The organism is Blautia sp. NSJ-175, assembly GCF_022867815.1.
GTDB lineage: Bacteria > Bacillota > Clostridia > Lachnospirales > Lachnospiraceae > Blautia > Blautia celeris.
Genome location: NZ_JALIFQ010000007.1, coordinates 221,675 through 248,430, shown reverse-complemented (window position 1 = coordinate 248,430; position 26,756 = coordinate 221,675). Strand labels below are relative to the sequence as shown.

At 49.1% G+C, this 26,756-nt stretch carries 25 protein-coding genes and 1 tRNA gene; 2 read left to right on the top strand and 24 right to left on the bottom strand.

Annotated elements, in window-relative coordinates; translation table 11 throughout:
• Nucleotides 1-32: 32 nt before the first annotated feature.
• The 5 genes from MUB35_RS13560 to MUB35_RS13540 form a co-directional block, all read right to left on the bottom strand.
• Complete coding sequence (locus MUB35_RS13560) at nucleotides 33-230, bottom strand: ribbon-helix-helix domain-containing protein (protein ID WP_033143464.1); 198 nt, start codon at nucleotides 228-230, stop codon at nucleotides 33-35.
• Nucleotides 231-248: 18 nt separating this feature from the next.
• A complete protein-coding gene (locus MUB35_RS13555) occupies nucleotides 249-1,274 on the bottom strand; it encodes an SPFH domain-containing protein (RefSeq protein ID WP_033143465.1) in 1,026 nt (341 codons plus the stop codon).
• A 152-nt stretch (nucleotides 1,275-1,426) separates the two neighbouring features.
• Nucleotides 1,427-2,365, bottom strand: a complete 939-nt coding sequence (locus MUB35_RS13550) for a hypothetical protein (RefSeq protein ID WP_033143466.1) — start codon at nucleotides 2,363-2,365, stop codon at nucleotides 1,427-1,429.
• Nucleotides 2,366-2,506: 141 nt separating this feature from the next.
• On the bottom strand, nucleotides 2,507-3,424 hold the full coding sequence (locus tag MUB35_RS13545; RefSeq protein ID WP_033143467.1) for a SufB/SufD family protein: 918 nt from the start codon (nucleotides 3,422-3,424) through the stop codon (nucleotides 2,507-2,509).
• A complete protein-coding gene (locus MUB35_RS13540; protein ID WP_033143468.1) occupies nucleotides 3,424-4,164 on the bottom strand; it encodes an ABC transporter ATP-binding protein in 741 nt (246 codons plus the stop codon). Before MUB35_RS13540 ends, MUB35_RS13545 begins: the two co-directional genes overlap by 1 nt.
• Before the next feature lie 309 nt (nucleotides 4,165-4,473).
• Here MUB35_RS13540 and MUB35_RS13535 point away from each other — a divergent pair, with 309 nt between their 5' ends.
• Nucleotides 4,474-5,115: a tetratricopeptide repeat protein gene (locus MUB35_RS13535; RefSeq protein WP_033143469.1), complete on the top strand. Its 642-nt coding sequence runs from the start codon at nucleotides 4,474-4,476 to the stop codon at nucleotides 5,113-5,115.
• A 33-nt stretch (nucleotides 5,116-5,148) separates the two neighbouring features.
• A complete protein-coding gene (trpB, locus tag MUB35_RS13530) occupies nucleotides 5,149-6,372 on the top strand; it encodes a tryptophan synthase subunit beta (RefSeq protein WP_033143470.1) in 1,224 nt (407 codons plus the stop codon).
• Between the two features lie 68 nt (nucleotides 6,373-6,440).
• On the opposite strand, the gene MUB35_RS13525 is transcribed toward trpB, so the two are convergent.
• From MUB35_RS13525 to MUB35_RS13435, 19 genes are all read right to left on the bottom strand, one after another.
• A complete protein-coding gene (locus tag MUB35_RS13525; RefSeq protein WP_052099696.1) occupies nucleotides 6,441-6,872 on the bottom strand; it encodes a DUF3887 domain-containing protein in 432 nt (143 codons plus the stop codon).
• Nucleotides 6,873-6,883: 11 nt separating this feature from the next.
• Nucleotides 6,884-8,191, bottom strand: a complete 1,308-nt coding sequence (locus MUB35_RS30665) for a sensor histidine kinase (protein ID WP_227243661.1) — start codon at nucleotides 8,189-8,191, stop codon at nucleotides 6,884-6,886.
• An 18-nt stretch (nucleotides 8,192-8,209) separates the two neighbouring features.
• A complete protein-coding gene (locus MUB35_RS13515) occupies nucleotides 8,210-8,914 on the bottom strand; it encodes a LytR/AlgR family response regulator transcription factor (protein ID WP_033143471.1) in 705 nt (234 codons plus the stop codon).
• A gap of 286 nt (nucleotides 8,915-9,200) precedes the next feature.
• The gene (locus tag MUB35_RS13510) at nucleotides 9,201-10,721 is read right to left on the bottom strand and encodes an ATP-binding protein (RefSeq protein ID WP_244806368.1); all 1,521 of its coding nucleotides are present in this window, start codon (nucleotides 10,719-10,721) and stop codon (nucleotides 9,201-9,203) included.
• Nucleotides 10,711-12,078, bottom strand: a complete 1,368-nt coding sequence (locus MUB35_RS13505) for a vWA domain-containing protein (RefSeq protein WP_227210075.1) — start codon at nucleotides 12,076-12,078, stop codon at nucleotides 10,711-10,713. Before MUB35_RS13505 ends, MUB35_RS13510 begins: the two co-directional genes overlap by 11 nt.
• 59 nt (nucleotides 12,079-12,137) lie before the next feature.
• On the bottom strand, nucleotides 12,138-12,995 hold the full coding sequence (locus MUB35_RS13500) for a leucine-rich repeat protein (RefSeq protein WP_148392929.1): 858 nt from the start codon (nucleotides 12,993-12,995) through the stop codon (nucleotides 12,138-12,140).
• 1 nt (nucleotide 12,996) lies between these two features.
• Complete coding sequence (locus MUB35_RS13495) at nucleotides 12,997-13,590, bottom strand: hydrolase (RefSeq protein WP_148392930.1); 594 nt, start codon at nucleotides 13,588-13,590, stop codon at nucleotides 12,997-12,999.
• Nucleotides 13,591-13,610: 20 nt separating this feature from the next.
• Nucleotides 13,611-14,651 (bottom strand): polyamine ABC transporter substrate-binding protein, encoded by a 1,041-nt coding sequence (locus MUB35_RS13490; RefSeq protein ID WP_033143475.1) that lies wholly within the window; start codon nucleotides 14,649-14,651, stop codon nucleotides 13,611-13,613.
• Nucleotides 14,652-14,660: 9 nt separating this feature from the next.
• Nucleotides 14,661-15,461, bottom strand: coding sequence for an ABC transporter permease (locus MUB35_RS13485; protein ID WP_033143476.1), 801 nt, complete (start codon nucleotides 15,459-15,461; stop codon nucleotides 14,661-14,663).
• Nucleotides 15,458-16,315, bottom strand: a complete 858-nt coding sequence (locus MUB35_RS13480; RefSeq protein ID WP_033143477.1) for an ABC transporter permease — start codon at nucleotides 16,313-16,315, stop codon at nucleotides 15,458-15,460. The genes MUB35_RS13485 and MUB35_RS13480 overlap by 4 nt, the downstream gene beginning before the upstream one ends.
• 2 nt (nucleotides 16,316-16,317) lie before the next feature.
• Entirely contained in the window at nucleotides 16,318-17,454 is a 1,137-nt protein-coding gene (locus MUB35_RS13475; RefSeq protein ID WP_225305295.1) for an ABC transporter ATP-binding protein, read from the bottom strand.
• A gap of 272 nt (nucleotides 17,455-17,726) precedes the next feature.
• Nucleotides 17,727-17,799 (bottom strand) — tRNA-Thr (locus tag MUB35_RS13470).
• A 46-nt stretch (nucleotides 17,800-17,845) separates the two neighbouring features.
• Nucleotides 17,846-18,253: a Zn-finger containing protein gene (locus MUB35_RS13465; protein WP_033143478.1), complete on the bottom strand. Its 408-nt coding sequence runs from the start codon at nucleotides 18,251-18,253 to the stop codon at nucleotides 17,846-17,848.
• 5 nt (nucleotides 18,254-18,258) lie between these two features.
• On the bottom strand, nucleotides 18,259-18,783 hold the full coding sequence (gene bilS, locus MUB35_RS13460; protein WP_227210077.1) for a flavodoxin family protein BilS: 525 nt from the start codon (nucleotides 18,781-18,783) through the stop codon (nucleotides 18,259-18,261).
• An 82-nt stretch (nucleotides 18,784-18,865) separates the two neighbouring features.
• Nucleotides 18,866-19,954, bottom strand: coding sequence for an oxidoreductase (locus tag MUB35_RS13455; protein ID WP_033143480.1), 1,089 nt, complete (start codon nucleotides 19,952-19,954; stop codon nucleotides 18,866-18,868).
• 65 nt (nucleotides 19,955-20,019) lie between these two features.
• Complete coding sequence (locus tag MUB35_RS13450) at nucleotides 20,020-20,718, bottom strand: GerMN domain-containing protein (RefSeq protein ID WP_244806367.1); 699 nt, start codon at nucleotides 20,716-20,718, stop codon at nucleotides 20,020-20,022.
• Complete coding sequence (locus tag MUB35_RS13445) at nucleotides 20,715-21,602, bottom strand: mechanosensitive ion channel family protein (protein ID WP_103731890.1); 888 nt, start codon at nucleotides 21,600-21,602, stop codon at nucleotides 20,715-20,717. Before MUB35_RS13445 ends, MUB35_RS13450 begins: the two co-directional genes overlap by 4 nt.
• Nucleotides 21,603-21,613: 11 nt before the next feature.
• Nucleotides 21,614-24,838, bottom strand: coding sequence for a 1,4-alpha-glucan branching protein GlgB (gene glgB, locus MUB35_RS13440; protein ID WP_244806366.1), 3,225 nt, complete (start codon nucleotides 24,836-24,838; stop codon nucleotides 21,614-21,616).
• 150 nt (nucleotides 24,839-24,988) lie between these two features.
• Nucleotides 24,989-26,482 carry an IMP dehydrogenase gene (locus MUB35_RS13435; protein ID WP_054352366.1) on the bottom strand — a complete coding sequence of 498 codons (1,494 nt, stop codon included), beginning with the start codon at nucleotides 26,480-26,482 and terminating at the stop codon, nucleotides 24,989-24,991.
• Between the last annotated feature and the right edge of the window lie 274 nt (nucleotides 26,483-26,756).

Sequence of the window (26,756 nt, the reverse complement as noted above, 5' to 3'; positions counted from 1 at the left end):
GCCCAACTGCCGGCCGCTGCCTGGATTTTCTTTCATTCTGCTTCAGATTCCTCCGCGGAGTTCTTCCTTGTCTTCTTCCGATGCTTCACACATTCCGTCAGCAGATACTCGATCTGCCCATTGACAGAGCGGAAATCATCTTCCGCCCACTGTGCCAGATCGTTGTACAGAGACGCGGAGAGCCGCAGGGGGACCTGCTTTTTTTGTTTTTCCTTCGGTTTGTTTTCCATGAAGGCCTTCACTCCTGACTAATACAGGGAACCGCTGTTGACGATGGGCTGGGCATCCTTGTTGCCGCAGAGGACAACCAGCAGGTTGCTGACCATGGCTGCCTTCCGCTCCTCATCCAGTTCCACGATATCTTTATCGTTTAATTTCTGCAGGGCCATCTCCACCATGCTGACAGCGCCTTCCACGATTTTCTGACGGGCATCTATGATGGCAGCAGCCTGCTGTCTCTGCAGCATGGCAGATGCGATCTCCGGCGCGTATGCCAGATGGGTGATACGCATTTCCAGAATCTTGATTCCCGCATCCTCCACCTTCTCCTGCAGTTCCTGCTGCATGATGCTGGCTACCTCCTGGCTGCTTCCGCGAAGGGAACGCTCATCTCCGCCCTCGCTTGTGTCATAGGGATATCTTCTGGCGGCGTTTCTTGTGATGGCATCACACTGGATGGACAGATAGTCCTTGTAATTCTCCACATTGAATACCGCTTTTGTGGCATTTTCCACTTTCCATATGACCACCGTTCCGATCTCAATGGGATTTCCCAGTTCATCGTTTACCTTCTGCTTTTTGTTGTCCAGGGTCATGGTTTTCAGGGAAACCTTTTTATTGGACTTTGTCTCTGTGTTTTTCTGTTCCGCTTCAATGCCCATGCCCTTCAGGACCGTGGAGCCGGCGCTTCCTGCTGCACGCACTGTGGGATTGATTCCTGTCACAAAGGGATTGACCCAGTAAAAGCCGTTCTGATTCAGGGTTCCGTAATATTTTCCGAACAAAGCCAGCACAAGCGCTTCATTGGGGTTGATGACCTTTAAGCCTGCCAGACATACACTGGCTGTGCAGAGGATCAGGATACCGACTGTTACGCAGAAACCGGACAGCACACTGCTGATCTCAGAGATCACTGCCCCTGAGAGTATCATCAGCACAATACTTCCCACAATGCCCAGGATCAGCAGAAACAGCATCGCCATACCTGACTTCGGATGCAGGATCCTTTCCTCCACGTTCTTGTTCATTGGACTGGTTCCGTCTTTTTCTTCCATTATACTTCCTCCTCTTTGAAAGGCCGCACGCGGCAGTAATTAATTTGATATCTTTTTGATATCATCATAATACACCTTATCTATAAAAATGTCAACAAAAAAAGGCTGTCCGTCCCCGTCTTCCGGTTTCGGACAGCCTTTTGGTCCTGATTCTATACTTCAGTCTGTATATCAATGGTATTCAGCTTGTCGCTGTCTTCCTCTTCCTTATGTCCCACAGTACCGGCCACAATATAGTAGCCGAACTTGGAATCATAGAAGAACTCTTTTACCAGGGAGAATCCTTCTATCTTTCCCGTACTGCTCACATGCATCAGAGGTCCGGTACAGGAAATGATATCATCCCCGAATTTCACATGCTCCTCATCATAATATGTGATGGGCAGATCCTGTGCGATAAGCTCTTTCATCTTCTTTTCGATCTCCACCAGATCAAAATTCACCGGCTTTTCGGAATAATCCAGCATAAATCCATGGCGGATGTCCGCGCGGACATAGCTTGGACGCTCAATGTCCCTGACCACATAGCCGAATAAATCCTCCGCGCTGTGCGCCATCTTCCTGTAGATCAGGGATTTGAACACAATATCAGCTATATTCTGGGGCAGCGGTCCGAACAGGGAAGGACGTGTCACAATGACCTCCTCACCGATGCCGACCATCAGATCCGCATTCCTTTTCAGCACAGGATACAGAATCTCAAAATGCTCCACGATCACTCTCTTGTGCTGGGAAGTCACCCGTATGATGGCCTCCGCGATGGTCTCCAGATCCACATATTTTCTCGCGGCTCTGGCATCCACGTGGAAGGTCCTGGGGGTATAGAATCCCACATCCTCCGCGTTCAGCAGGGGCATGTTGGTGATATCATACTCGTCATCCCCGTCCACTACCTGAATCCCCGGAAACATACCCTTGATCATCATGCTTTTTCCGGAGTCCTTGGCACCGATGATACCGATAATACGATCAAACGGGTTCAGATACATCTGGGCAATCTTCTTTCCCAGTTCCATCATTCTACGGTTTCCTCTCGGTGCATAGAAAAAATTATACAGATTGCACTCATGGCGTACATTGTTGTAAATCATAAAAACCTCTCCCTATAAATATGTTTTTTGTTCCCCAATGGCTTGTAACTCTTACTATCCCAACTATAGCACAAAACCGGGCAGTTGTACACGGTTTTGTCCCGTGTATCTGCCCGGCTGACGCTGTAGTGTTATGTCGTTTTACTTCAGGAAACCGTTGATGATCTGGGCTTCCGCCTCTTCCTCTGTAAGGCCCAGGGTCATGAGCTTGATGATCTGCTCCCCTGCGATCTTACCAATGGCTGCCTCATGAATGAGCGCCGCATCGGAGCTGTTCGCGGTGATCTCCGGGATGGAGCTGATCTTGGCATTGCCCACTATGATGGCGTCACATTCCGTATGGCCGCTGCAGGCCGCGTTTCCGTTGAGCACGGACTGGAAGAGCTGACGGGAATCATCCTTTGCCACCGAACGTGATATGATATTGGCACCTGAATTTTCCCCGTCCATATCCACAATGAAACGGCTCTCCGCATCCTGGGTTCCGTGTGTCATGAGACGCTCCATCACTTTTAAGCTGGCGCCTTCCATTAATTTTGCCCTGGTCATACGCTTTGTGGAGTCCACGCCTTTAATCTGCACCGTATCCATCTCCATGACGCTGTTCTCCCCGATCTCTATGATCGTCTCCGGGTTCATGATGCGCTCGCCTTTGCCGTCCCCGCTGCCATAGTGTTTTTCCACGTATTTCACTCTGGAATTTTTGCCGATGAAAAAGCTGTGGATGCCGTCATGGCGGCTTGATGCATCCCCGCCGTTGTGGATGCCGCAGCCTGCGATGATAGTCACATCACAGTCATCGCCCACGTAAAAATCATTGTAGACCACCTCTTCAAGCCCTGCCTGGCTCATGACCACCGGGATATGGACACTCTCTTTCCTGGTGCCGTCCTTGATGCGAATGATGATTCCGTCTCCCTCTTCTCTTGTGGTGATCTCGATATGCTCTGTGCTGTTTCTGCCTTCACTTTTTCCGTTCGCCCGGATGTTGTATGCGCCCACCGGGATTTCATGCAGCCCGGCCACTGCTTCCAGTAATTGTTTCTGTATTGCGTCCATTATTTTACTCCCCCGTCCTTCCAGATTTTGCAGCCGGAATAGTCATCCACACCTTCCAGCAAAGCGGGAAGCACTTCCTCTTTGCTTCCGCGGCTCACCAGTTTTCCGTCTGCGATCACCAGAATTTCATCTGCAATGTTCAGGATCCTCTCCTGGTGTGAGATGATCAGAATGGAGCCGTGAATCTCCCTGTGCATATTTTCAAACACATGGATCAGGTTCTGGAAGCTCCACAGGTCAATGCCGGCCTCAGGCTCATCAAATACGGACATCCTGGTTCCCCTCGCCATAACGGTGGCGATCTCGATCCTCTTCATCTCCCCTCCGGAAAGGCTTGCGTTGACTTCACGGTTGATGTAGTCTTTTGCACATAATCCCACTTCAGAGAGATACTGACAGGCTCCGGCAACGGTAATGTTTTCCCCGGATGCCAGCCGGATCAGGTCAAGCACGGTCACTCCTTTAAAACGCACCGGCTGCTGAAAGGCATAGCTGATGCCTTTTTTCGCCCTCTCCGTAATGTTCAGTTCCGTGATATCCTCACCGTCCAGGTAGATCCTTCCCTCCGTGGGCTTCTCAATACCGGCAATGATCTTTGCCAGTGTGGATTTTCCGCCGCCGTTTGGTCCTGTGATGGCAATAAATTTGTTGTCTTCCAGAGTAAAGCTTACACGCTCCAGAATCCCTTTCTCCTTTGTCTCCTCTTCGACTTTAAAGGAGACATCCCTCAGTTCCAGCATTTTTCATTTCCTCCGATGTCATCTTCATCTTTTTATGTTTATAAATCCCGGTTCCTATGTTATAATATCAGCAATGGGCCAAAGGATGGCTCAACCGTGGATTTAATTCCGTAACTATTCAGCCAGCTGAAAAGTTACGGGTATTCGCCCATTAAAATCGCTGTGCGATGGGCCGAATACATGCTGCCGCTATTCTATCACACGGTCAGCACAGTAAATGTGCAGACCTGACTGCGCAGCTGTTTAATTCCTACAAAAACAGTACACTATATTACAAAATTTGTCAAAAGAAAAATGGAGATATTTTCAATGGACGCAAAAAATATGGATTTTACCCTGGAAGAACTGAAAATCCTGGCGGAAAACGGTCAGAAGGATCTGCAGTATGCCGTAGGCTTTTACTATGAAAACGGCATACACACCCTGACTGATTACGCACAGGCCGCCCAGTGGTATGAAAAAGCAGCCGAAAAAGACCATGTGGACGCGCTGCTGCACCTGGGATTTCTCTATGCCCAGGGAAAAGGCGTAAAAAAAGACGAAACAAGAGCATTTTCCTACATCAAACGCGCGGCTGAGACGGGCAGTAAAAATGCCCAGTATAATCTGGCCAGATGTTATGAGGAAGGCATTGGGACCAGACAGGATTATTCCAAAGCCTTTGACTGGTATAAGAAAGCCGGACAGCAGGGCGACTACCGGGCCATGTGCTGCATGGGCGGTTATTTTTTAAGCGGCCAGGCAGTGCCGCAGAGCACAGAGCGGGCATTCCAGCTCTTTGAAAAGGCGGCAAACGCCAACATCCCGGCCGCACAGTACAATCTGTCCATCCTCTACCGCTACGGCGAAGGTGTGGAAAAAGACGAGGCGAAAGCCGACCTGTGGCTGACAAAAGCCGCCCAGAACGGTTTCAAGCTGGCAAAGGACGCCCTTCACGGAGAGCAGGAATAAAAATATATCATTTACATAAAGGAGAAAACAACCATGGAAGTAGATTACAGAACTTATCTGAGACATTACCCGGACAGAAACGGACGCTTCGGCCCTTACGGCGGCGCCTACCTGACAGAAGAGCTGGTTCCGGCCTTTGAGGAGATCGCAGACGCATACCAGACCATCTGCCATTCCTCCCAGTTCATCAGTGAACTGCGCCGCATCCGCAAGGAATTCCAGGGAAGACCCACACCGGTCTATCACTGCGAGCGCCTGTCAAGAACCATCGGCAACTGCCAAATCTACCTGAAAAGAGAGGATCTGAACCACACCGGAGCCCACAAGCTGAACCACTGTATGGGGGAAGGGCTGCTGGCAAAATTCATCGGCAAAAAACGTCTTATCGCAGAGACAGGTGCCGGACAGCACGGCGTGGCCATCGCTACAGCGGCGGCTTTCTTCGGATTAGAGTGTGAAGTGCACATGGGTGAGGTGGATATTGCCAAACAGGCTCCCAATGTGACACGTATGAAGATCCTGGGCGCCAAGGTGGTTCCCGTCACACACGGCAACAAGACCCTGAAAGAGGCCGTGGATTCCGCTTTTGAATCCTATGCTAAGAACTATAAGGACTCCATCTACTGTATCGGTTCCGCAGTGGGCCCCCATCCCTTCCCTCTCATGGTCAGGGATTTCCAGTACATCGTAGGCGAGGAGGCAAAAGACCAGTTTAAAGAGATGACCGGCCTGCTTCCCGATGTAGTCTGCGCAAGCGTAGGCGGCGGCAGCAACTCCATCGGCATGTTCGTTCCCTTCGTGGATGAACCGGTGGACATTGTCGGTGTGGAACCTCTCGGAAGAGGCACCGGCATGGGAGACCACGCCGCATCCATGCAGTACGGGGAAAAAGGTGTTATGCACGGATTTGAAAGTATCATGCTGAAGGACGACAAAGGCGAGCCGGCTCCTGTATACTCCATTGCCAGCGGACTGGACTATCCTTCTGTGGGACCGGAGCACGCATTCCTCCGCGACCTGGGCAGAGTGCAGTACGACACCGTCAGCGATGAGGAGGCCATGGACGCATTCTTCAAGCTGTCCCGCACAGAGGGCATCATTCCGGCCATTGAGAGTGCCCACGCGGTTGCCTATGCCATGCGGAAAGCAAAAGAGATGAAACAAGGCTCCATTCTCGTAAATCTGAGCGGACGCGGAGACAAGGATATTGACTACGTGGTAGAGCATTACGGCTACGGAGAGCAGTTCTTTAAATAAACTGAATAGTTACAATAACAGATACGAAAGAGAGTCCGGCGCACACATTCCGCCGGACTCTCTTTTACTTATTTCACATAAAATCCAATACATTTCATACCCGTATCAAACGTGACTGTATACTGGGCCTTCCCCTCCTCATATTTGGCCAGAAGCACCACCACCGCATACGGTGTCTCCGTATCCTTGTCCTGTCCTCCCACCACACTTATCTTCTCATAGGATTCAAATTCACCCAGCTTGTCAAAGACATAATCCAGATTCTCCTGAAGCTGTTCATATTCGATTCCCTGGCGCATGACAGGGGCAAAGGTATTCTCATACACATCCTTCAATTCACCGGAATTTACCTGGTTAATCATGGTTTCAGCGGCTTCCTTGACTTCCTCCTCGTCAAATTTGTCGGAAAGCTTATTTCCGCATCCCGCCGCAAATGTCCCAATCAGGCATATGACCCCCAGCAAAAAACATCTCTTCCGAATCTTTCTCCATATCTCCATCCCTCTTCACCTCACATTTCCTTTTGCTCATCCGGTATCATGATACTCACCTGGAACTCCTCATCCGTCTGGGAGATTTTCATGGTACCCCCATATTTGCCCAGGGCACTCCGCACATTCTGCAGTCCCAGCCGCTGATGCTTCTGTCCTGCCCGCTCCTTTTTCTTCCCTTTTGAATTTATCATTTTGATCACAAGGAAGGAGTGGATGTTTTGTATCTGCAGGGAAAAGTATCTGTTTTCCCCCTCCCCCATGGCCTCCGCCGCATTGTCCAGAAGATTTGCGAATATGGTGGTGATATCGATCTCCCGGATTCTGTCCAGGCATCCGTCGCAGATATCCAGCTCCAGCCTTGCATCCCGCATGGATGCCTGCCCCAGCTTCTCATTCAATATGATATTCAGCATCCGGTTGCCCGTATACCAGGTATGGCCCGTCTGGTTCAGCAGATGGAAAACCTCCTCCGCATAGGCCCTGGCCTTGTCTGTCTCCCCGCTCTCATAGAGACGTGCCACTGCCTGCATGTGGTTCTTGGCATCATGTATAGCCTTTCTGGAAGCCTGATAACTCTCCTCCAGAGTCTGGTAGTGCTGGTAAAGCAGCTCTGACTCCTGCTTGTAGAGCTTTTCCTCCCTGAGTGCCCGACTGCCCTTCCCTGTCTGCCTGAAGAGATACAAGAGCAGCAGGTTCATGGCAAATATCAGAATAATATTCAGGATCACCGGACCGAATCCATACCTGAGCACAAAGAAATCTGCACTCATCCAGATAATAGATACCATAAATACAATGGAGAACAGCGGAAGCAGCAGGAAGAAAAAATACTGCCGCTTATAGAGAAAAAAACGATTCTCCTCCTCCTCGTCCTTTTTTACGATCGCGAGAATAAAATACGTCCAGAAAAATTCCGTGAACCATTTTACCAGCAAGAGGATCAACTGCATATTGTCTACCCTCTCCAGGCCTACGCGCAGAAGGGTCAGTGCAGTCATGTTCGTAAAGATCCACTGCACTACAAAGACACTTGTGATCTGGCAGAGAAAAAATCCCAGACAATATACCAGACAGTAAAAATAAGACACCCCGTTTGGCCGATACAATACGGTTTCCATAAAAAATACCATCAATACAATGGAAAAGGTAACGACCCATTCACTCCGGGAATACTGGACCAGCAGGCAAAAAACAGCAAAAGCCGCAAACGATGCAGGATATACCCATGCCTTATCCATACGCCGTTCCCCGGTTCTGTTCATGAACCAGTAAAACAAAAATCCCAGCACAGACAGATCCACTGCCATCAGAATATAGTCAAACACCCGGTTACCACCTTCTTCCTATCCCATCTTATCCGCCAGATAAAGACTGAGTTTTTCCTTGAACTGCACTGCCTGCTTCTGGGACAGAGGAATCCACTCCCCGTTCATCATGAGGATCTCGTACCCCTTGATATTCTTCACATGGTACAGGTTCACCACAAAGCTTTTATGGGGAACGGAAAATCCATACTCTCCCATCTTACCGGCAATGTCGGATATCTTCCCCCGCATCTCATGAGTAACTTCCTTTGTCTTCATGAAAATACGCCGGTTCTGATACTCAAAATAATAGATTGCATCCACCGGAAGCCTCACAAGCCCTTCCACGGTGGAAAACTCCACCTGCTTTACCTCCGGCGTCTCTTCCTCCTGCCAGAGCATGGCATCCTCGATCTGCTTCCAAAGCTTCTCCTGCTTCACAGGCTTCAGCAGGTAGCCAAAAGCATGGACAGAAAAAGCCCGTCCTGCATATTCCTTGTAGGAGGTCACATATACGATCTTCACCTTCCTGTCATGGACGCGAATCCTCCGTGCAGTCTCGATCCCATCTATGCCCCTCATATCAATATCCAGAAAAATCAGATCATACACATGCCCCGACCGAAGCAGGTCCTCCCCGCTGCTGTATCCGTCCGCGCAGAGTTTCTGTTTCGGATACGTCTCTATCAGTTCTCTTAAAAAAGATACTGCAGTCTCGTCATCATCACACACTGCGATACGCATCTTTCTCCTCCTGTCGTCTTCATCTGCTTTTATTTATTATAGCCCTGTCCTCTGTTCTGCTCAATACATGCGGCACAGGGTACAGAAAATTGTGCACAAGATGTTATTGTTCACACTCCACTGTCCCGCGAGGTGTTTTCAGGCCGAAGGCATGAAAATCCCGAGACAGCCAGCGCGATATGGAGCAGAATGCTGCATATCTGTGCATCGCGAAGCGTGATACTGGGCACGCAGTGAACAGTATCACAAGATGTTATTGTTCACTCTTCACTGTCCCGCCAGGTGTTTATAAGTCGTTCTCAATGTCATCCAACTCTTTTAAAATGTTCCTCTGTTCCTCTTCAAAGAGAAGTTTTTTGTTGTATTTATAATAGCTGTCACATCCGTTTTCACTGATAAACTGAATGCTGTAGGGATTTGTGTTCAGTTCTGTGATAAAGATCACCATCTCCTGACTGTCCCCAAACGCCAGCTCCAGAAAATCAAAAGCATTCTGCAGGGCACCGCCGGTCTCAAGGACCATGTTCTCCCGTTTGGCGGATTCCTGCCCAAAATAACCGGCCGCACCGGTAAATATCTCCTCCGGCACCAGGCCCTCCCTCTCACCGGCCTCAGCCTCTTTTAACCGCGCTTTTAAAAATCCTATAGTTTTCACAGCCGCATGGCGCGCGGGAGCTGTAAACTGACCCGCGTTTTCTTTCTTCTCATAATCCGCCTGCTCCCGGTCAAGAAGCAGCGCAAGTGATGCGGAAGGCGATGTGCCTTCCCCCATCTCCCGCTTCCAGCCCTTCAGCTTCTCATAGAGGGTCGTTACATACAGGTCCATCTCATAGTACGCGTAAAATCTGGTACCCAGATGCCCCACAAGCAGTCCCACCACACTGAATTTTTCATCAAAGGACGCCAGCTTCAGTTTATCCACCGCAAATTTTTCAAAACGGCCTGCCAGCACCTCCTCGATCCGGTAATCCGTCCTGTATTTTTCAAAGAGTTCCAAATAGTTGGCAAAATCCCTGGCCGCCTTCCCGTGCTGGATATACTGGCCCACCACTTCCCTGTCCGCTCTTTTTCCCAGCTTTTCATAGGCATAGAGGAACTGGGACAGATCCTCCCATCCTCTGGCTGTGGCGAACATGCGCCCGTCCACACTGGTCTCCATGCGGTAAAAATTATCTTTGTGAATATCCAGATAGGAGATCACAGCCGGATGGATACCTGCACTGTAAGCATACTCTTTCCACACGCCGAAATCTTCTTCCACGTCAATCCTGCGGATCCGGTCAAGAGTCACCACGTCAAACTCCCGGACAGATTTATTGTACTCCGGAGGATTGCCTGCTGCTACAATGATCCAGCCCTTGGGCACAGACTGATTGCCGAAGGTCTTACACTGCAGAAACTGCAGCATGGTGGGCGCAAGCGTCTCAGACACACAGTTGATCTCATCAATAAAAAGGATTCCCTCCTTTATCTTCGTCTCCTCCATCCTGTCATACACAGAGGATATGATCTCACTCATGGTATATTCTGTCACGGAATGGGGCTTCCCGCCGTATTCCTTCTCCCTGATAAAAGGCAGCCCCACGGCACTCTGCCTGGTGTGGTGGGTAATGGTATAGGATACCAGGTTGATCTCGCATTCCCTGGCGATCTGCTCCATGATCTGTGTCTTTCCGATTCCCGGAGGGCCCATCAGCAGAATGGGGCGCTGCCGGATGGAAGGAATGCAGTATTCTCCATAGGCGTCCTTGATCAGATATGCCTCTATAGCGTCCTTGATCTCCTGTTTTGCTCGTTTAATGTTCATCTGTAATTCCCTCTTTGTATGCTTCCATTTCCTCCTGGTCCAGATATATTTTTATGGCCCAGGCAGGTACATCTATTTCTTCATATTCTTTCTGCATCAGCACGAATGCTGTTTCGTACCGCGGCATTTTCTGCGGAAATATCCCTTTTCCGTCGGTAAAATATAACAGCCCTTTCAGGCTTGTAAATTCTCTTTTCGCCAGCAGCTCCTCCACCCGGGTGAAAACAGGCCTGAAATCCGTCCCTCCCTGGCCCAGAAGCTCCAGATGTTCCATATAGGCCTTAAGTTCCTCCTGAGACGTGATCTTGTCATCACTTTGCACCACCTCATCGCATTGGATGATATGGATATTGATCTTCCTGAAAAAGCTCTCTGTCTCCCTCAGAATAGAATAGGTCTCCTTCAAAAAAGCTTTCACCAGTTCACCGGAACAGGACATGGAGGTGTCAATGGCTATGACAAACTCCTCCACCTTCTTTACCTCCCGGCTCTCCTGAGGCTCGATCAAAGGCATATTGCCGTACAGGGAAAGTCCGTAGCTGTAGAACCCATAGTCAAAGGAATCCGGGTCAATCTGCTGCTCCTCCTTCAGCACCGCGAATTTCTGCAGGAACCTGCGGTAGTCATAGGAATCCCTGTTTTCCACCTTGATCTGTTCCAAGATTCCCTCCGAAGCTCCGACTGCAGAGTCCTGGCCGAAGCTCTGCAGCTCCGTTTCCATCTTATCGCGGATGTCATCCCAGTTTTCTTTCGGGCGCTGACTGGGTGCCCTTCTCTTTCCCCCGCTCCACAGGCTGTGGTCATCCACATAGAACTCCTCTTTCAGCCTCTGAAGCCGTTCCAAATCCGGCTTATCTTCCAGAAGGGCGCCAAAAACCCCCTCTGCGTTCAAAACCCTGCGCTTCTTTCCAAGCGATGCATACGTCTCCCGCCTCAATACAGAGGCCGGGCGGCGCACACAGTGCAGAGGGATACTGTCGATCATGGCTTCACTGGCAATATCACAGGAGACCTCCCACAAAAGATCCGCCGTCTCCTCTTCAACCAGTCTGGATGCCCGCTTTTTTCTCAGGCGTACATCTTTCCACGGATGGGCAAATATGCAGTGAAACACCATGTGCAGATACGCCCGGTTTACAAAAACACGACCCTGCCGGTAAAGGCCCCCCAGATAAGAAGGGTTATAATAAAGTCCCACACCGTCTGTACCCAGAGTCCCCATCTCCGGATTTTGTACATAGGAAAAGGCGGAGAGGGCCACATCCAGGAATCGCATGTGCAGATAAAGCTCACTTCTGGACGAGGCCAGGATTCTGATACACACTTCATTGATACGTTTTTCCATTTCCTGTGCCATTTTTTTACTCCATTATTGTTTCGATCCACGTCCGGCACTATCACATGTGCCGCCGCATCTTAAAATTCAAAGGACTTTACAGCCCTGCCAAACCGTTTTCTCTTCTCCTCCATCAGCAGGCTCACGGCCTCTGTCATCCCGCATCCGGATGCCAAACCCAACAGCAGTTCCATCTCCTCAGCCCTCTGCACCGCGTACTCTGCCAGATAACACAGAGCACTGTGCCATTCCCGGCGTTTCAGAAAATACGCGCCTGCCTCCTTCAGATGCTCCCTTACATATGCGGCATACGCGTTCCCCGCCTCCTCCCCCAGTTCCCGGGGATACATCAGGCGCCCCATAGCCATGGGAATGAGGATTTCCGGCTTTTCATATACCTTTGCCACTTCAAACAGACTGTCATAGCGGTGATAATCCACCCGCTTTTCTGTAAAACACTGGCGGTAGCGATAGCCTGAACCGTGAAAATGTGTCTCCAGGATCCTGGCAGGCGTGTTCTCCACACCCTCCTCATAATATTCCGGAAACACCAGCTTCGCCCGGTCCCCTGTCTCCCTGAACGTGATGGTCACAAACACTTCATGAAAGGTCTCCGCCGCCACATCCATTATGCAGCTTTTTGCCCCTTCCCCCATGAGCACATGAAGCTCACGTAAGGCGGAGCATCCCGTGAAGGAGCCTCCCCCTATGCGTTTCAGGGAATCTGTAAAGGAGAGGCTTCTGAGCCTCCCGCAGCCGTAGAAGGTATAGTTTCCAATCTCCTCCACACCGTCCGCGATCTCCATCTCTTCCGCAAGAAGCAGGGCCTCCTGTTCCTCTTTTGTCCTTCCCTCTTTCCAGGGTGAATAATGGTAAGCAGGCAAAAAGGATGCTTCCGCATCCCTTTTGCCCGCATTCATACTGTATTTATCCTTCATATCACTGTGCTGCCAGTTCCCCGCATTCCCGGGCAGCAGAAGCCTCACAGGAACGCATAGCCTGGATCGTCTTATCAAATAATTCCGTCAGTTCCCATCCCAGCATCTCGGCGCCGTCCTTTATCACATCTCTGGAACAGCCTGCGGCAAATCTCTTGTCCTTGAATTTTTTCTTGACACTGGAGACTTCCATGTCCATGACACTTTTGGAGGGACGCATTTTTGCCGCTGCCCAGATAAGGCCTGTAAGCTCATCGGAGGCAAACATGATTTTCTCCATCAGGTGCTCCGGCTCCACGTCAGAGCAGAGGCCGTATCCGTGGCTCACAACCGCGTGTACCAACTCCTCCTCCGCATCGATCTCAGAAAGAAGCTCCGGCGCTTTTTTGCAGTGCTCCTCCGGATACTGCTCAAAGTCCACATCGTGAAGCAGGCCTGCCATTGCCCAGAACTCTGCCTCATCGCCGTATCCCATCTCCTGGGCATACCAGCGCATAACGCCTTCCACGGTCAGAGCGTGCAGGATATGGAATTCCTCTTTGTTGTATTTTTTCAGAAGCTCCAGCGCTTGTTCTCTTGTCACTTTTGTCTGCATTGTATGTACCTCCTTTTTCCTTAGTCACATGCAGCTTTGAATTCTGTCCAGTTTTTCTCATATGCCTCGTTGGCTTCTGCGCTTACATTCTGTACGATCTCGCCCTTTTTCACGGAATCCGGCACTACCAGGTTGGGATTTACCAGATCATCCGCCGCATTTGTAGTACAGTAATATCCGAGAGCATCAAAACATTTCGCCGCGTTTTCCGGCTCCAGAATATAGTTCAGGAATTTATAGGCGTTCAGTTCATCCGGTGCGTTTTTGGGAATAAACAGGTTCATAATGCCAAAGCCCAGTCCCTCTTCCGGATAGACCACCTTCAGGTCCGGATTCTCTGCCAGGGCTGCTGTCACCTGGGAAGTATACAGATAGGCAACACTGGCCTCTCCGTTCAGCAGTGCGTTCTGTGTATCACTGTCCTGGATCATACGGATATTCGGCGCCAGCTCTTTTAATTTTTCCCCTGCCTGTTCGATGACCTGTACATCTTCCTCATTCATGGATTTCCCCATAGTCTGAAGCACAAATCCATTGACTGCCCGGTAGCTGCCGATCATGGCGATCTTATCCTCAAGCTTTGGATTCCACAGATCCTCATATCCCTTGATTTCAAAGTCAACCTGCGCAGGGTCATACACGATCAGAGGAATACCTGCCCCGTGCGGAACGGTATATTCATTGTCCGGATCATAAAACTGGCTCTGATACAGAGGATTGATATTGCCGAAATTGCTGATCTGTGTCTTGTCCAGTTTTTTTGCCAGACCGTTCTTCACGATCTGTTCAATGATATAATCATCGCCCACAACAATGTCGTAGTCTTTTCCGTCTGTCTGCTGAATTTTTTCCAGCATGGTTTCATTTGTGTCGAAGTTGGAGCTGATGATCTTGATTCCTGTCTCTTCCTCAAAGCCATCCAGCACTTCCTGGGGGAACAGTCCCTCCCAGGTGTAGAGTACCAGTTCTTTGTTGTCATCTTCCTCTTTTTCACCACATCCGGCAAGCATGGAGGCTGCCATTGCAAAACAAAGTGTAAGGGCTGCTAATCTTTTCTTCATATTTCTACCTCATCTTTCTGAAAGTTCTCCCCGCCTGCGTTCCTGCCGTTTCTGCACCAGGGAAGAAATGCCGAGAACCAGTACGATGGCCGCTAAAATTATGGTACAAAGCGCATTGATCTCCGGTGTCACCCCTGTCTTAAGCTGGGTGTAAACCTTTACCGGAAGCGTATTGAGCCTTGGACCGTTTACAAAAATACTGATGACCACATCATCAAAAGACATGGCAAACGCCAGCAGACTTCCGGACAGAACCGCCGGCATAATGAGCGGCAGCGTTATGTCAAAGAACGTCCTGATCTGGGATGCGCCCAAATCCCGGGCTGCCTCCTCCAAAGACCGGTCAATTCCCACAAGCCTGGCCTTTACCATCATAAATATATAGGGGATACAAAAAGTAGTATGCGCAATTACCAGGGTTGTCATACCAAAAGGCAGGTTTAATAAGGAGAAAAAGGCAAGAAATACCATGCCCAGAATGATCTCGGGTATCATGATGGGAACTGTGGACAGATACTCCATCATGCCTTTTGTCTTATAATCCGCCCGGGCCATGCCCACAGCACCCAGAGTCCCGATGACTGCGGAGATGGCGCAGCTTATAACGCCCAGAAGTATGCTGTTGAACAGCGCTTCCTTAATATCTCTGTCATGCCAGAGTGTTTCATACCATTTCAGGGAAAATCCTGTAAAGCTGGCTGTGAGCTTGGACTCATTAAAGGAAAATATCACCACCATCACAATGGGGAGATACATGACGAGCAGCAGGACGGCCAGATAAATGCCTGACAGCTTATGTTTTTTTCTCAAAAGAATCCCTCCAAATCTTTCACGTGGGTAATTTTCCGGTACAGATAAATCATAATGGAAGTCAGGACCATAAGTACCACGGCAAGCGCTGCCGCAAAGGGCCAGTTGCTTCCTCTTGTGAGCTGATCCTGGATCACACTGCCCACCAGAACGATTTTATTTCCGCCCAGAATATCCGCAATGAAAAACAGTCCCATGGACGGCACAAAGGACAGGATCACACCCGTCAAAAGTCCGGGCAGCGTCAGCTTCAGCGTAATCGTCAAAAATGCCTTGGCCCGGCTGGCCCCCAGATCTCTTGCAGCCTCCACCAAAGACCAGTCCATTTTTTCCACGCTGGAATACACGGAGAGCACCATAAAAGGTAGCAGCGCGTAAATCATGCCAATGACAACTGCAGGATAGGAGTAGAGGATTTTCAGCGGTTCCTCAATGATGCCCAGCTTCACAAGCAGCGTATTGAACACGCCTTTTGCCTGGAGCAGGATGATCCATCCGTACATGCGGATCAGGGAACTGGTCCAGAAAGGCACCATGATCAGCAGCATGATCCTCTTCTTCCATTTTGCCGACTGTTTTGCCATAAAATAGCCAAAGGGATATCCCAGCAGCGTGATACAGATGGTGCTGGTAAACGCAAGCTGGAAGGACTGGGAAAAGCTCTTCAGGTAAACAGGATCTGCGATCTTCTTATAATTTTCCAGGGTAAATTTCCACAGGGTCCCCCATCCGTCGCTGTTTGTGGCAAAGCTCAGGGCTATCATATAGAGCAGCGGTCCTGCCACAAAGACAAGGGTGAAGATATAGAGGGGTGCAACCGTCAGAAACAGTCCTGATCTTTTCTTTTTCTCCATCCTCACGCCTCCTGTGTATCTTCCAGATCCACAAAGACAGCGTGCTGCGGCTCCCATCCCACACAGACCTTCTGATCCACCGTCAGATCTGTATCTATGCCGTAATGGCTGGCAACCACTTCCCTGCCGTCCTCCAGTTTAAAGGCCATGTGGAGCTGTCCTGCATTAAAGGATTTATCGGTTATCACTGCAGGAAGACCTTTTTTACACTCGCGGCAGACTTTGATATTTTCCCTTCTCACAGCCACCACAGCCCTGCCGCCTTTTTTCAGGCCGTCCGCCGTCCCTGCTGTGATAAGGCAGTTGTTCACCCGGATATCCGTAAGCTCCTCCCCTATATGCTCCACAACACCGGAGATTATATTGGCATTGCCCACAAAGTCAGCCACATAGCTGGTCTTCGGGCGGTTATAGATCTCATCCGGGGTACCGATCTGTTCAAACTGACCGTCACGCATGACCACAATACGGTCTGACATGTTGATCGCCTCCTCCTGGTCATGTGTTATGTACAGGAAGGTAATACCCAGCTTCTTCTGAAGCCGCTTCAGCTCTGTCTGCATAGCCCTTCTGAGCTTCAGATCAAGGGCGCCCAGAGGCTCATCCAAAAGCAGGAGTTTTGGGCTGTTGATCAGGGAGCGGGCAATGGCAACCCTCTGCTTCTGCCCGCCTGACAGTTCTGATGGCATACGCTTTTCATAGCCGGAGAGCTGAACCAGATCCAGCATTTTCTTTACTTTTTCCCTGATTTCATTTTTTGGAACCTTACGGATTCTCAGGCCATAGCCGATGTTTGCCTCCACATTCATATGGGGAAACAGGGCATAATTCTGAAACACTGTATTCACATCCCTCTGATGGGGTTCCAGCATGGTCACATCCCGGCCTTCCAGAATCACCTGGCCTTTGTCCGGCATTTCCAGCCCGGCAATGATACGCAGAGTTGTGGTTTTTCCGCAGCCGGAAGCGCCTAAGAATGTGATGAATTCTCCTCTTTCTATCGAAAGGTCAATATCTTTGAGCACGTCTGTGGTCCCGAAGCTCTTGCTTATCCCCTTAAGTTCCAGTAACGTCTCTTTTCCCGCATCTGCCACTGCAGAATCCGCGGGAGTTTCTTGCAGGTGTCGTATATCGTTCATGTAGTGTCCTTTTCTAATCTTAACATTGTTATTTGTTAAACTATCTCTGGTATATAATGGCACAAATGTTCGGCGTTGTCAATTCCCGGCGGGCAATTCAGATGTATTTTATCCATTTTATTCTCTGTTATTAAAATATTGGCTGGCTGTGAGCAGTATTGGCGAATGTGTAACCCGCTGAAAAACAAAGAAAGCGTAAAGTCCTGCTATGGGACCTTGCGCTTTTAGCTCTGAAAAGACAAAAAATCCCGCATATCTGCGGGATTCTGAAAAGCTGGAAATGAGACTCGAACTCACGACCCCTTCATTACGAGTGAAGTGCTCTACCGACTGAGCTATTCCAGCTTGTGTTTCACACACAAGTGATATTATACACGATTTTGAGAAAATTTCAACTATTTTTTACAAATTCTGTCCCACATTTTGGACAGCGCACGCTTACCTTGCCTTTTCCCTTCGGAATACGAATCTTCTGCTTGCAGTTTGGGCAGGAATAAATGTGGTAATCCTTTCTCTGCTGCTGGATATATTTTTTCTGTCCGAAAAAATGGCGTACCTTGTTCTCCACAGCCAGATACTTCTGATTCTCAGCATAACGTTTCGTGAGATTTCTTGAAAACATTCTGATGTAAATAAAAACGATCAGCAGAATCTCCCAGGAAGTCAGCAGCATGGAAACATATCCATTTCTGATGAACATATTGATGACAGCACAGACCAGAAGTACGATCAGCATAAACTGGTTCAGCCTGTCTGTGCCGTAGCGTCCTGCCATAAACCTTGCAAATTTTTCTTTCATGATTCTTAATTCCCATCCTTCTCTAATGATTCATATATTTTGCTCACAAACTGTGCCGCATGCTCCAGATCATCCATATCAGGATGCAGCATGGCCATATCAAAATTCCGTATCATGGTGTCAATCTGCCTGTCATTATCCCCGTTTCTCATACGGTTGTATTTTTCCCTGACCTGAATCGGCATCTTGCCCTGGCAGATAAATGCGCCCAGATATTCATTGTCATCCTCTATGAAAACCCGGATGTTCTCCTCAATCTTCTTAAAATACTCCTGACTTTCTCCCATTCCGCAGGTGCCGAACAATGCGATCTTCTTTCCCTGCAGGGAGCCCAGATAATCCAGCACTTCTACGCTGGCGCTTCCTCTGTCTGTCCAGAAACCGATAAAATAAATGTCCGCCATATCATAGTCTGTCTGCCCGTCCAGCCGGGCAATGTCCTTATCCGAGCCCGGAACTGCTGCAAATATGGCCTTTGCCAGCTTTTCCGTGTTGCCCGTTCTGCTCTTATACAATACCTGCGTCTTCATGTGGTATCATCCTCTCTCATTTTTACGATATATTAATAATAGCACGATGACAGACAAATAGATATTTCCTGACTCTTAAAAATTATAAATTGTCTATAAATTCCTTTTTTCTTCTCAGATTTTTCTTAAGGACTTTTCTGCCGGCACAGGTTTCCGGATTCTCGCACCACAGACAGCGCCTGCAGTGCAGACATTTCCCTGTATCCCGGCCTTCTATGGCATCTTTAGCCCAATTATAATTCACAATGATCCCCCGCGCAATGTCGATCATATCCACATCGGTGCGCTCCAATACGTCCTGGGCCATCTGTGGGCTTGTGATACCATTTACCGCAAATACAGGAACGGACACGGCACGCTTGATCTCCGCTGCCGCGTAGATACATTTTTCATATGGAAAATCTACCGGTGCTTTCGGGTCATCTTCACCGGAAAAGCCATAGGACACATCAATAAAATCTATGCCCTCCTTTTCCAGTATCCTGGCATGCCGGATTCCGTCCTCCAGCCTTGGCTCAAATCCGCCCAGACGGATTCCCACCACAAAATCCTCCGGCACCCTTTCCCTAATGGCCCGCAGGATTTCCACTGCGAACCGTTCTCCGTGTTCCCCGTATGCGTCCTGCCTGCGGTTCACCCAGCGGTTAAAAAATTCACACATCAGGTACTGATGGCATCCGTGCAGTTCCACACCGTCATAGCCTGCTTTCCAGGCACGGACTGCCGCGTCTGTAAATTCCTGCTGAATCTTATGTATTTCCTCGGTTGTCAGTTCTTTTCCTGTTTTTTTGACCCCATCTTTATAGAAGCTGTAGTCACTGGGACAGGCAAGCTCCCCATCCAGACCTGAGACACCGGCATGATGGATCTGGATAAAGATGGGGCATCCTTCCCCGTGTACTGCGTCCACGATCCGGGAAAGTCCCTGGATCTGGCCGTCCTCCCAGATGCCCAGCTGATTTTCGGCAAGCTTTCCGTTCTTATCCACACAGGTAGCCTCCTGTATGATCAGGCCGGTCTGTCCTTTTGCCACATTTCTGTAATGTTCCACATTTTCCGGTGACACATAGCCGTCCCGGGAGCCCCAGGCATAGCATACCACCGGCGGAAAACAAATTCTGTTTTTTATCTGCACATTTTTTATCTGTAATGGTTCAAATAGTTTTTTCATAGCCAACCACTCCCATCCAATCTGAAAATGCAGCAGCCGGAATATCCCCGGCGCTGCACCTGTAGTTACTGATAATCCATATGTGTCATATAGCCCTCATAAACCTCGTGGCCTGTCTCCAGTGTACCACCGTCCACGGTAATCTGGATTGCTTCCGCCTGAAAGGTGTCCAGAAAAGAATTGACCACTGCACCAATGGTAAGAATCTCTCCGGCAGTCCCCATGGAACGGACACTGTCTTTAAAATTGGAGGACAGATCCAGTTTCAGGACATACTGCCCCTCCTCCTCTGTCTCCTCAAAATTCTGGACTGTAATGCTGTCCGTCAGAACGCCGGCGCCCACAAGCTGGCCAATCAGGGCATCTGCTGTCACCTGTGCAATCTCTACCTGATTGACATTCCAGCCCTCCGCATTGTCATCGGGAACATAGATAAAAGCCTGGCCTGCCTGGACCGGGGTGTTCTCCTCCTCAGGTTCCTGTGCATCAGCACTGTTCTTATCCGCATCTTTTTCTGTGTCTTTCTTTGCTGTCTCATCCGGATTCTCTTTTGCTTCCGTATTTTCTTTCTTATCTGTCTTGGTGTCCTCTTTTTTTGACTCCTTATCTGAGGTTTCTTTGTTTTCCTGGCCGCTGTCCTTTTGCTCTTCTTTTGCCTCTGTCTGGGTTTTCGCGTCTGTATCCTCGGCATTGCTGCATCCGGCCGCGCCAAATATCAGGACAGCGCCCAGCAGGATGGCAAGACATAATTTTCTGTGTTTCATAGGCTGCGCTCCTCTCTGCCGAAAGTTTCCGGCAATCCGGACTTGATATGCACATCAAGCTGCGGATATGGAATATCAATGTCTTCCTCGTCAAATGTCAGTTTAATCTCCTCGTTCAGCCTCCATTTTGCAGGCCAGTAGTCTTCTGTCTTCACCCATGCCCGGAGTCCCAGGATCACACCGTCATCTGCCAGTTCATCCACAAATACCAACATCTCCTGCTCCGACATAATGGCAGGATCTGCATGGAGCAGCGTTTCCAGTATTCCTTTAGCCTTTTTCAGATCCGACTGGTAGCCGATCATCACCTTGATCTCCAGTTTCCGCTTGTCCTGAGATGTCACATTCACAATGCTGGAATTGGTAATGTTTCCGTTTGGTATGGTAATCCTTCTGTTGTCCACGGTAGAGAGTGTGGTATAAAACAGATCAATTTTCACCACGGTCCCTTCCTGGCTGTTGGTGTTCTCTATAATGTAGTCTCCCACTGTAAAGGGCCTTAGAAGCATAATGATCACTCCGCCTGCCAGGTTTGACAGACCGCCCTGCAGTGCCAGACCAATCGCTACACCTCCGGATGCCAGTAATGCCGCAATGGAGGATTCCTTAATTCCAAAACGGACCGCAATACTTACGATCAGCAGGAAATACAGGGCCGTTTTTACAAAAGAAGTCAAAAACTGGATTACGCCGGTGTCTGCACCTGCTTTGTTCATGGCTGCCCGTATAAAGGCACATATCTTGACGATCACCTTGCTGGCTATAAAATAGATGACGATCGCCAGGATCACTTTCCATGCGAAAGCTTCCACAGCGGGAATCTGGGCACTGATGTGGTTCCAGATTTTTTCTAGGTTAATGCTTTTTGCCAAAATTCCTGTCATTTAGTTCATCCTTATTTTTTTCCGGTCGTCTTTCTCGTTGTTCCCTTTTTGGAAGCTGTTTTGCCGGCTTCCGGTTTTGCTGCTATTTTCTCGGCCTCTGGTTTTGCTGCTATCTTTTCAGCTTCCGGCTTGGCTTCTATCTTCTCCGCTTCCGGTTTTGCTGCTATCTTTTCAGCTTCCGGCTTCGCTTCTATCTTCTCTGCATCCGGCTTTGCCGCTATCTTTTTAGCTTCCGGCTTCGCTTCTATCTTCTCCGCGTCCGGCTTTGCCTCTATCTTTTTAGCTTCCGGCCTCGCTTCTATCTTCTCCGCGTCCGGCTTTGCCTCTATCTTTTTAGCGTCTGGCTTTGCCTCTATTTTTTCAGCTTCCGGCTTTGCTGCTATCTTTTTAGCATCTGGCTTTGCCTCTATCTTTTCAGCTTCCGGCTTTGCCTCTATCTTTTTAGCGTCTGGCTTTGCCGCTATCTTTTTAGCATCCGGCTTTGCCTCTATCTTCTCATTCTCCGGCTTAGCCATGGTTTTTTCAGCTTCCGCTTTCACTTCTACTTTCTCAGCCGCTGTCCCGGCTGCAGCTTTTTTAGCCTTAGCCCCGGCTGCCTTCTCTGTTCCCGTTTTGGCTGCCGCCTTTTTTGCTCTTGTTCCTGCTGTCTTCTTGGATGCTGTTTTTTTAGCTCCGGCTTTTGCTGTCAGCGCCTTGTCGTTCTTTCCTGCCTCAGCCTTACTGCTCTTTGCATTCGTCCCGATGTTTTCCGCCTCGGCGCCTATTCCTGTCTCCTTTTTGGATACCGCATCCGCTTTGACAGCCTCTGCTGCCGCCGCGATACTCAGCGCCTGCTGCTCCAGCTCCTTTTTACGCTCTTCTTCGATCTTCTGTTCTAACTCTGCCCGGACTTTTGAAACTGCAGGATTTTCCCGGCTCTCAGCAGCCTTTTCTGCTCTGGCAGCCCTGGTTTTACCCTTTTCCGCAGATTTTGCAGACGTTGTCTCCTTCACGGTTTTCTTTGCACCGGTCTTTGCTGTCGTCTTTTTCTCCTCTTTTATGTAGGAGAATATCTGTACAGACAACGGCGCAACATCAATAACGATAGAATTCTTTCTCTCGTCATGCTCTGCCCGTTTGGAGGATTTTGCTCTGGCATTTCTCACGCCGGTTCCGCCGAATTCTGCTGCATCACTGTTGAAGATTTCTTTATATTTGCCCGGATACGGAACGCCCATCTGGTATTTTTCGTACGAAAGAGGTGAGAAATTGCACACGATCACCAGCAACTCCTCTTTCTTTTTCGTCTTCCTGATAAAGGTCAGCATATTTTTCTCGGATTCCATGTGGTTGATCCACTCAAATCCCTCTGTATCGTAATCCATCTCATACAGAGCCGGCTGTTCCTTATAGAAGTTCCAGAGTGCCTTCACATAATTTTTAAACTGCTGATGATCCGGCTGTTCCAGAAGCTCCCAGTCAAGGCTTCTCTCCTCAGACCACTCTCTCTCCTGGGCAAACTCCTGTCCCATGAACAACAGCTTCTTGCCGGGATGAACAGCCATAAATCCATAGGCAGCACGGAGATTCGCGAACTTCTGCTCCTTGTCACCCGGCATTTTCATAAGAAGGGAGCCTTTTAAATGCACCACCTCATCGTGTGACAGACTTAAAAGGAACTTTTCACTGTAGGCATACACCATACTGAATGTAAGCTCATCGTGGGCACCGCCTCTGAACAGCGGATCCTTTTTCATATAGTCAATAAAGTCATTCATCCAGCCCATATTCCACTTCATATCAAAGCCCAGGCCGTCATCCTCAATGCTGCCCGTGATCTTAGGCCATGCCGTGGATTCCTCTGCTATGAGAAGTGCATCCGGATGTCTCTTCTTAAAAATGGAATTCAAATGTTTTAAAAATTCTATGGCTTCCAGATTCTCATTGCCGCCGTAAATGTTTGGAACCCATTCCCCGTCATTCTTTCCGTAATCCAGATACAGCATGGAAGCCACCGCGTCCATACGGATACCATCTGCATGGAATTTCTCTACCCAGAAAAGTGCATTGGAAATAAGGAAATTTCTAACCTGCGGCCTTCCGTAATTGTAGATCAGTGTTCCCCAATGGGGATGCATACCCTGTCTCGGGTCTAAATGCTCATACAGACAGGTGCCGTCAAAATTCGGAAGTCCCGGGGTATCTTTCGGAAAATGTGCCGGTACCCAGTCAAGGATCACACCGATGCCCTGCTGATGCAGATAATCCATGAAATACATAAAATCCTCACAGGTGCCGTATCTGCTGGTAGGCGCATAATATCCTGTCACCTGATATCCCCAGGAGGCGTCAAAGGGATGTTCCATAACCGGCATAAGCTCCACATGTGTGTAACCCATATCCTTTAAATACTCAGCAAGCTTTGGCGCGATATCCCGGTAATTACAGAACAGTTTTCCCTCTTCCTCAGGTTTTATCCAGGAACCGAGATGCATCTCATAGACCAGCATGGGCTTCTTCTCGTCATTGACACGTTTCCTGTCTTTTAACCACTGGTCATCCTGCCAACGGTAATGGTTCAGATCTGCTACTATGGAGGCTGTTTTCGGACGCAGCTCCGCCTGGTTTCCGTAGGGATCTGCCTTTAAGTATACCAGGGAACCTTTTGCCTTGATCTCATATTTATATAAGGCGCCCGGTTTGATCCCGGGTATAAATATCTCAAAAATCCCTGACACAGCCAGGCGGTTCATCTGATGCGCCCTGCCATCCCAGTGGTTAAAATCACCAACCACGGAAACACGAATCGCATTCGGTGCCCAGACTGCAAAATACACACCGGACACACCATTGATCGTCATGGTATGCGCGCCCAGTTTTTCATAGATATCATAACAGATGCCTGCACAGAACTGCTGTTCCTCGTCAAGGCTGATTTTAGATGTAAAAGCATAGGGATCATAAAACTGTTTTTTGTTTCCTTCCCCATCCTGGATTTCCACTTTATATTTCGGTATTTTATTTCCCGGAATCAGCACAGCGAAAAAGCCTGCCTCATCCTCCATGACCATATCGTAAGTCTCTTTTTCCTTTGTGAGCAGAATTCTTGCCTGCACAGCGCCCGGCACAAAACACTGGATCAAAATACCGTCTTCTGTCACTCTCGGTCCCAAAATACGGCGCGGTTCGCTTTCCTCAGAATATACAACAGCCTCTATTTCCGGCCAATCCATCAATTCATATAATTTGTCAGACATAAAACACCCTCCTTTTGTTACATTTTATCATTAAAGCGTTAAAAAGTAAACCTTGGATGAAAACGGCGCGCGATACCAGAAAAAAACAGATTCCGCAAAAGCAGGTTCCGTCATCAGAACCCCCTCTTTTACAGAATCTGTCTCATAAATTTATCTCTGATCCCGCAGCAACACATCATGTGCGCCGCCCTCAACAATACTTGTAGCGGAAACCAGTGTGATCTTAGCTTTTTCCTGAAGCTCCGGAATGGTGAGCGCTCCGCAGTTGCACATAGTAGAGCGGACCTTGCTCAGAGTCAGGTTTACATTATCCTTCAGACTTCCTGCATAGGGTACCAGAGAATCCACACCTTCCTCAAAAGAAAGTTTTTTCTCGCCTCCCATATCATACCGCTGCCAGTTTCTGGCCCGCGCGCTGCCCTCACCCCAGTATTCCTTCATATAGCTGCCGTTGATATTAACCTTCTTGGTAGGGCTTTCGTCAAATCTGGCAAAATACCTTCCCAGCATAATAAAGTCAGCACCCATAGCCAGCGCCAGGGTAATATGATAATCGTGGACGATTCCGCCGTCAGAGCAGATGGGAATATAGATTCCCGTCTCTTCAAAATACGCATCCCTGGCCTTTGCCACCTCGATCAATGCAGTGGCCTGTCCTCTGCCGATGCCTTTCTGTTCGCGGGTAATACAGATAGCACCGCCGCCGATTCCCACCTTGACAAAGTCAGCCCCTGCCTCAGCCAGGAAGCGGAATCCTTCCGCGTCCACCACATTTCCGGCACCTACCTTTACATCATTTCCATAATTTTTCCTGATATAGTCAATCGTGATCTTCTGCCACTCTGAAAAGCCTTCCGAGCTGTCAATACACAGAATATCGGCTCCCGCCCCGATCAGTGCCGGAACACGCGTCTCGTAATCCCTGGTGTTGATTCCTGCCCCTACCATGTAGCGCTTATGGCTGTCAATCAGTTCATTTTCATTTTTCTTGTGTGTATCGTAATCCTTCCTGAAAACAAGATACACCAGTTCCCGGTTCTTATTCACAAGAGGCAGACAGTTTATCTTGTGCTCCCAGATGATATCATTGGCCTCCTTCAGAGTCGTCTCCTCGTCTGCATATACAAGGTCGTCCAGTTTTGTCATAAATTCTTTTACCTTTAAGTCCAGGTTCATGCGGCTTACCCGGTAATCCTTATTGGTGACAATGCCGAGCAGCTTTCCCCCCGGTGAACCATCCTCCGTGACAGCTATGGTAGAGTGGCCCGTCTGTTCCGTAAGACGAAGCACATCCTGAAGGGTCATCTCCGGCGACACGTTAGAGTCACTGACCACGAAACCGGCACGGTAACGTTTTACCTTTTCCACCATCTCCGCCTGCTTTTCAACCGGCTGGGAACCGTAGATAAAGGAAATACCGCCCTCCTGGGCAAGGGCTACGGCCAGATTGTCATCTGAGACAGACTGCATGATTGCAGAGACCATGGGAATGTTGATAGTCAGTGCCGGTTCCTCCCCTTTTTTGTATTTCACCAGAGGTGTTTTCAGATCCACTTTGGACGGCACACAATGTGTGGACGAATACCCCGGAATCAGAAGATATTCGCTAAATGTTCTGGACGGCTCCTCATAATAAAATGCCATGTCAATTCTCCTTTTCTGACTGCTGGTTTTCCGACTGCAATTCGTATTTCGTTACCTTTTCAAAAATCCTGCGGCTTCCCGGCGCCTGGGAATGCCCAAAGGGTAACTGGTTATGTTTGATACTAGCACAGGCAGTTCTTCTTTGTCAATGAAAACAGGCGCACTCTTTTCCCTCCGTCCGGTGCCCCTGCCACACTGCATTTTGCCGCTCCGTTTTAACCTTTTCGCATCTCTTCCTCTTCACGGATATTTGCTCATCGGGACCACGGACAAA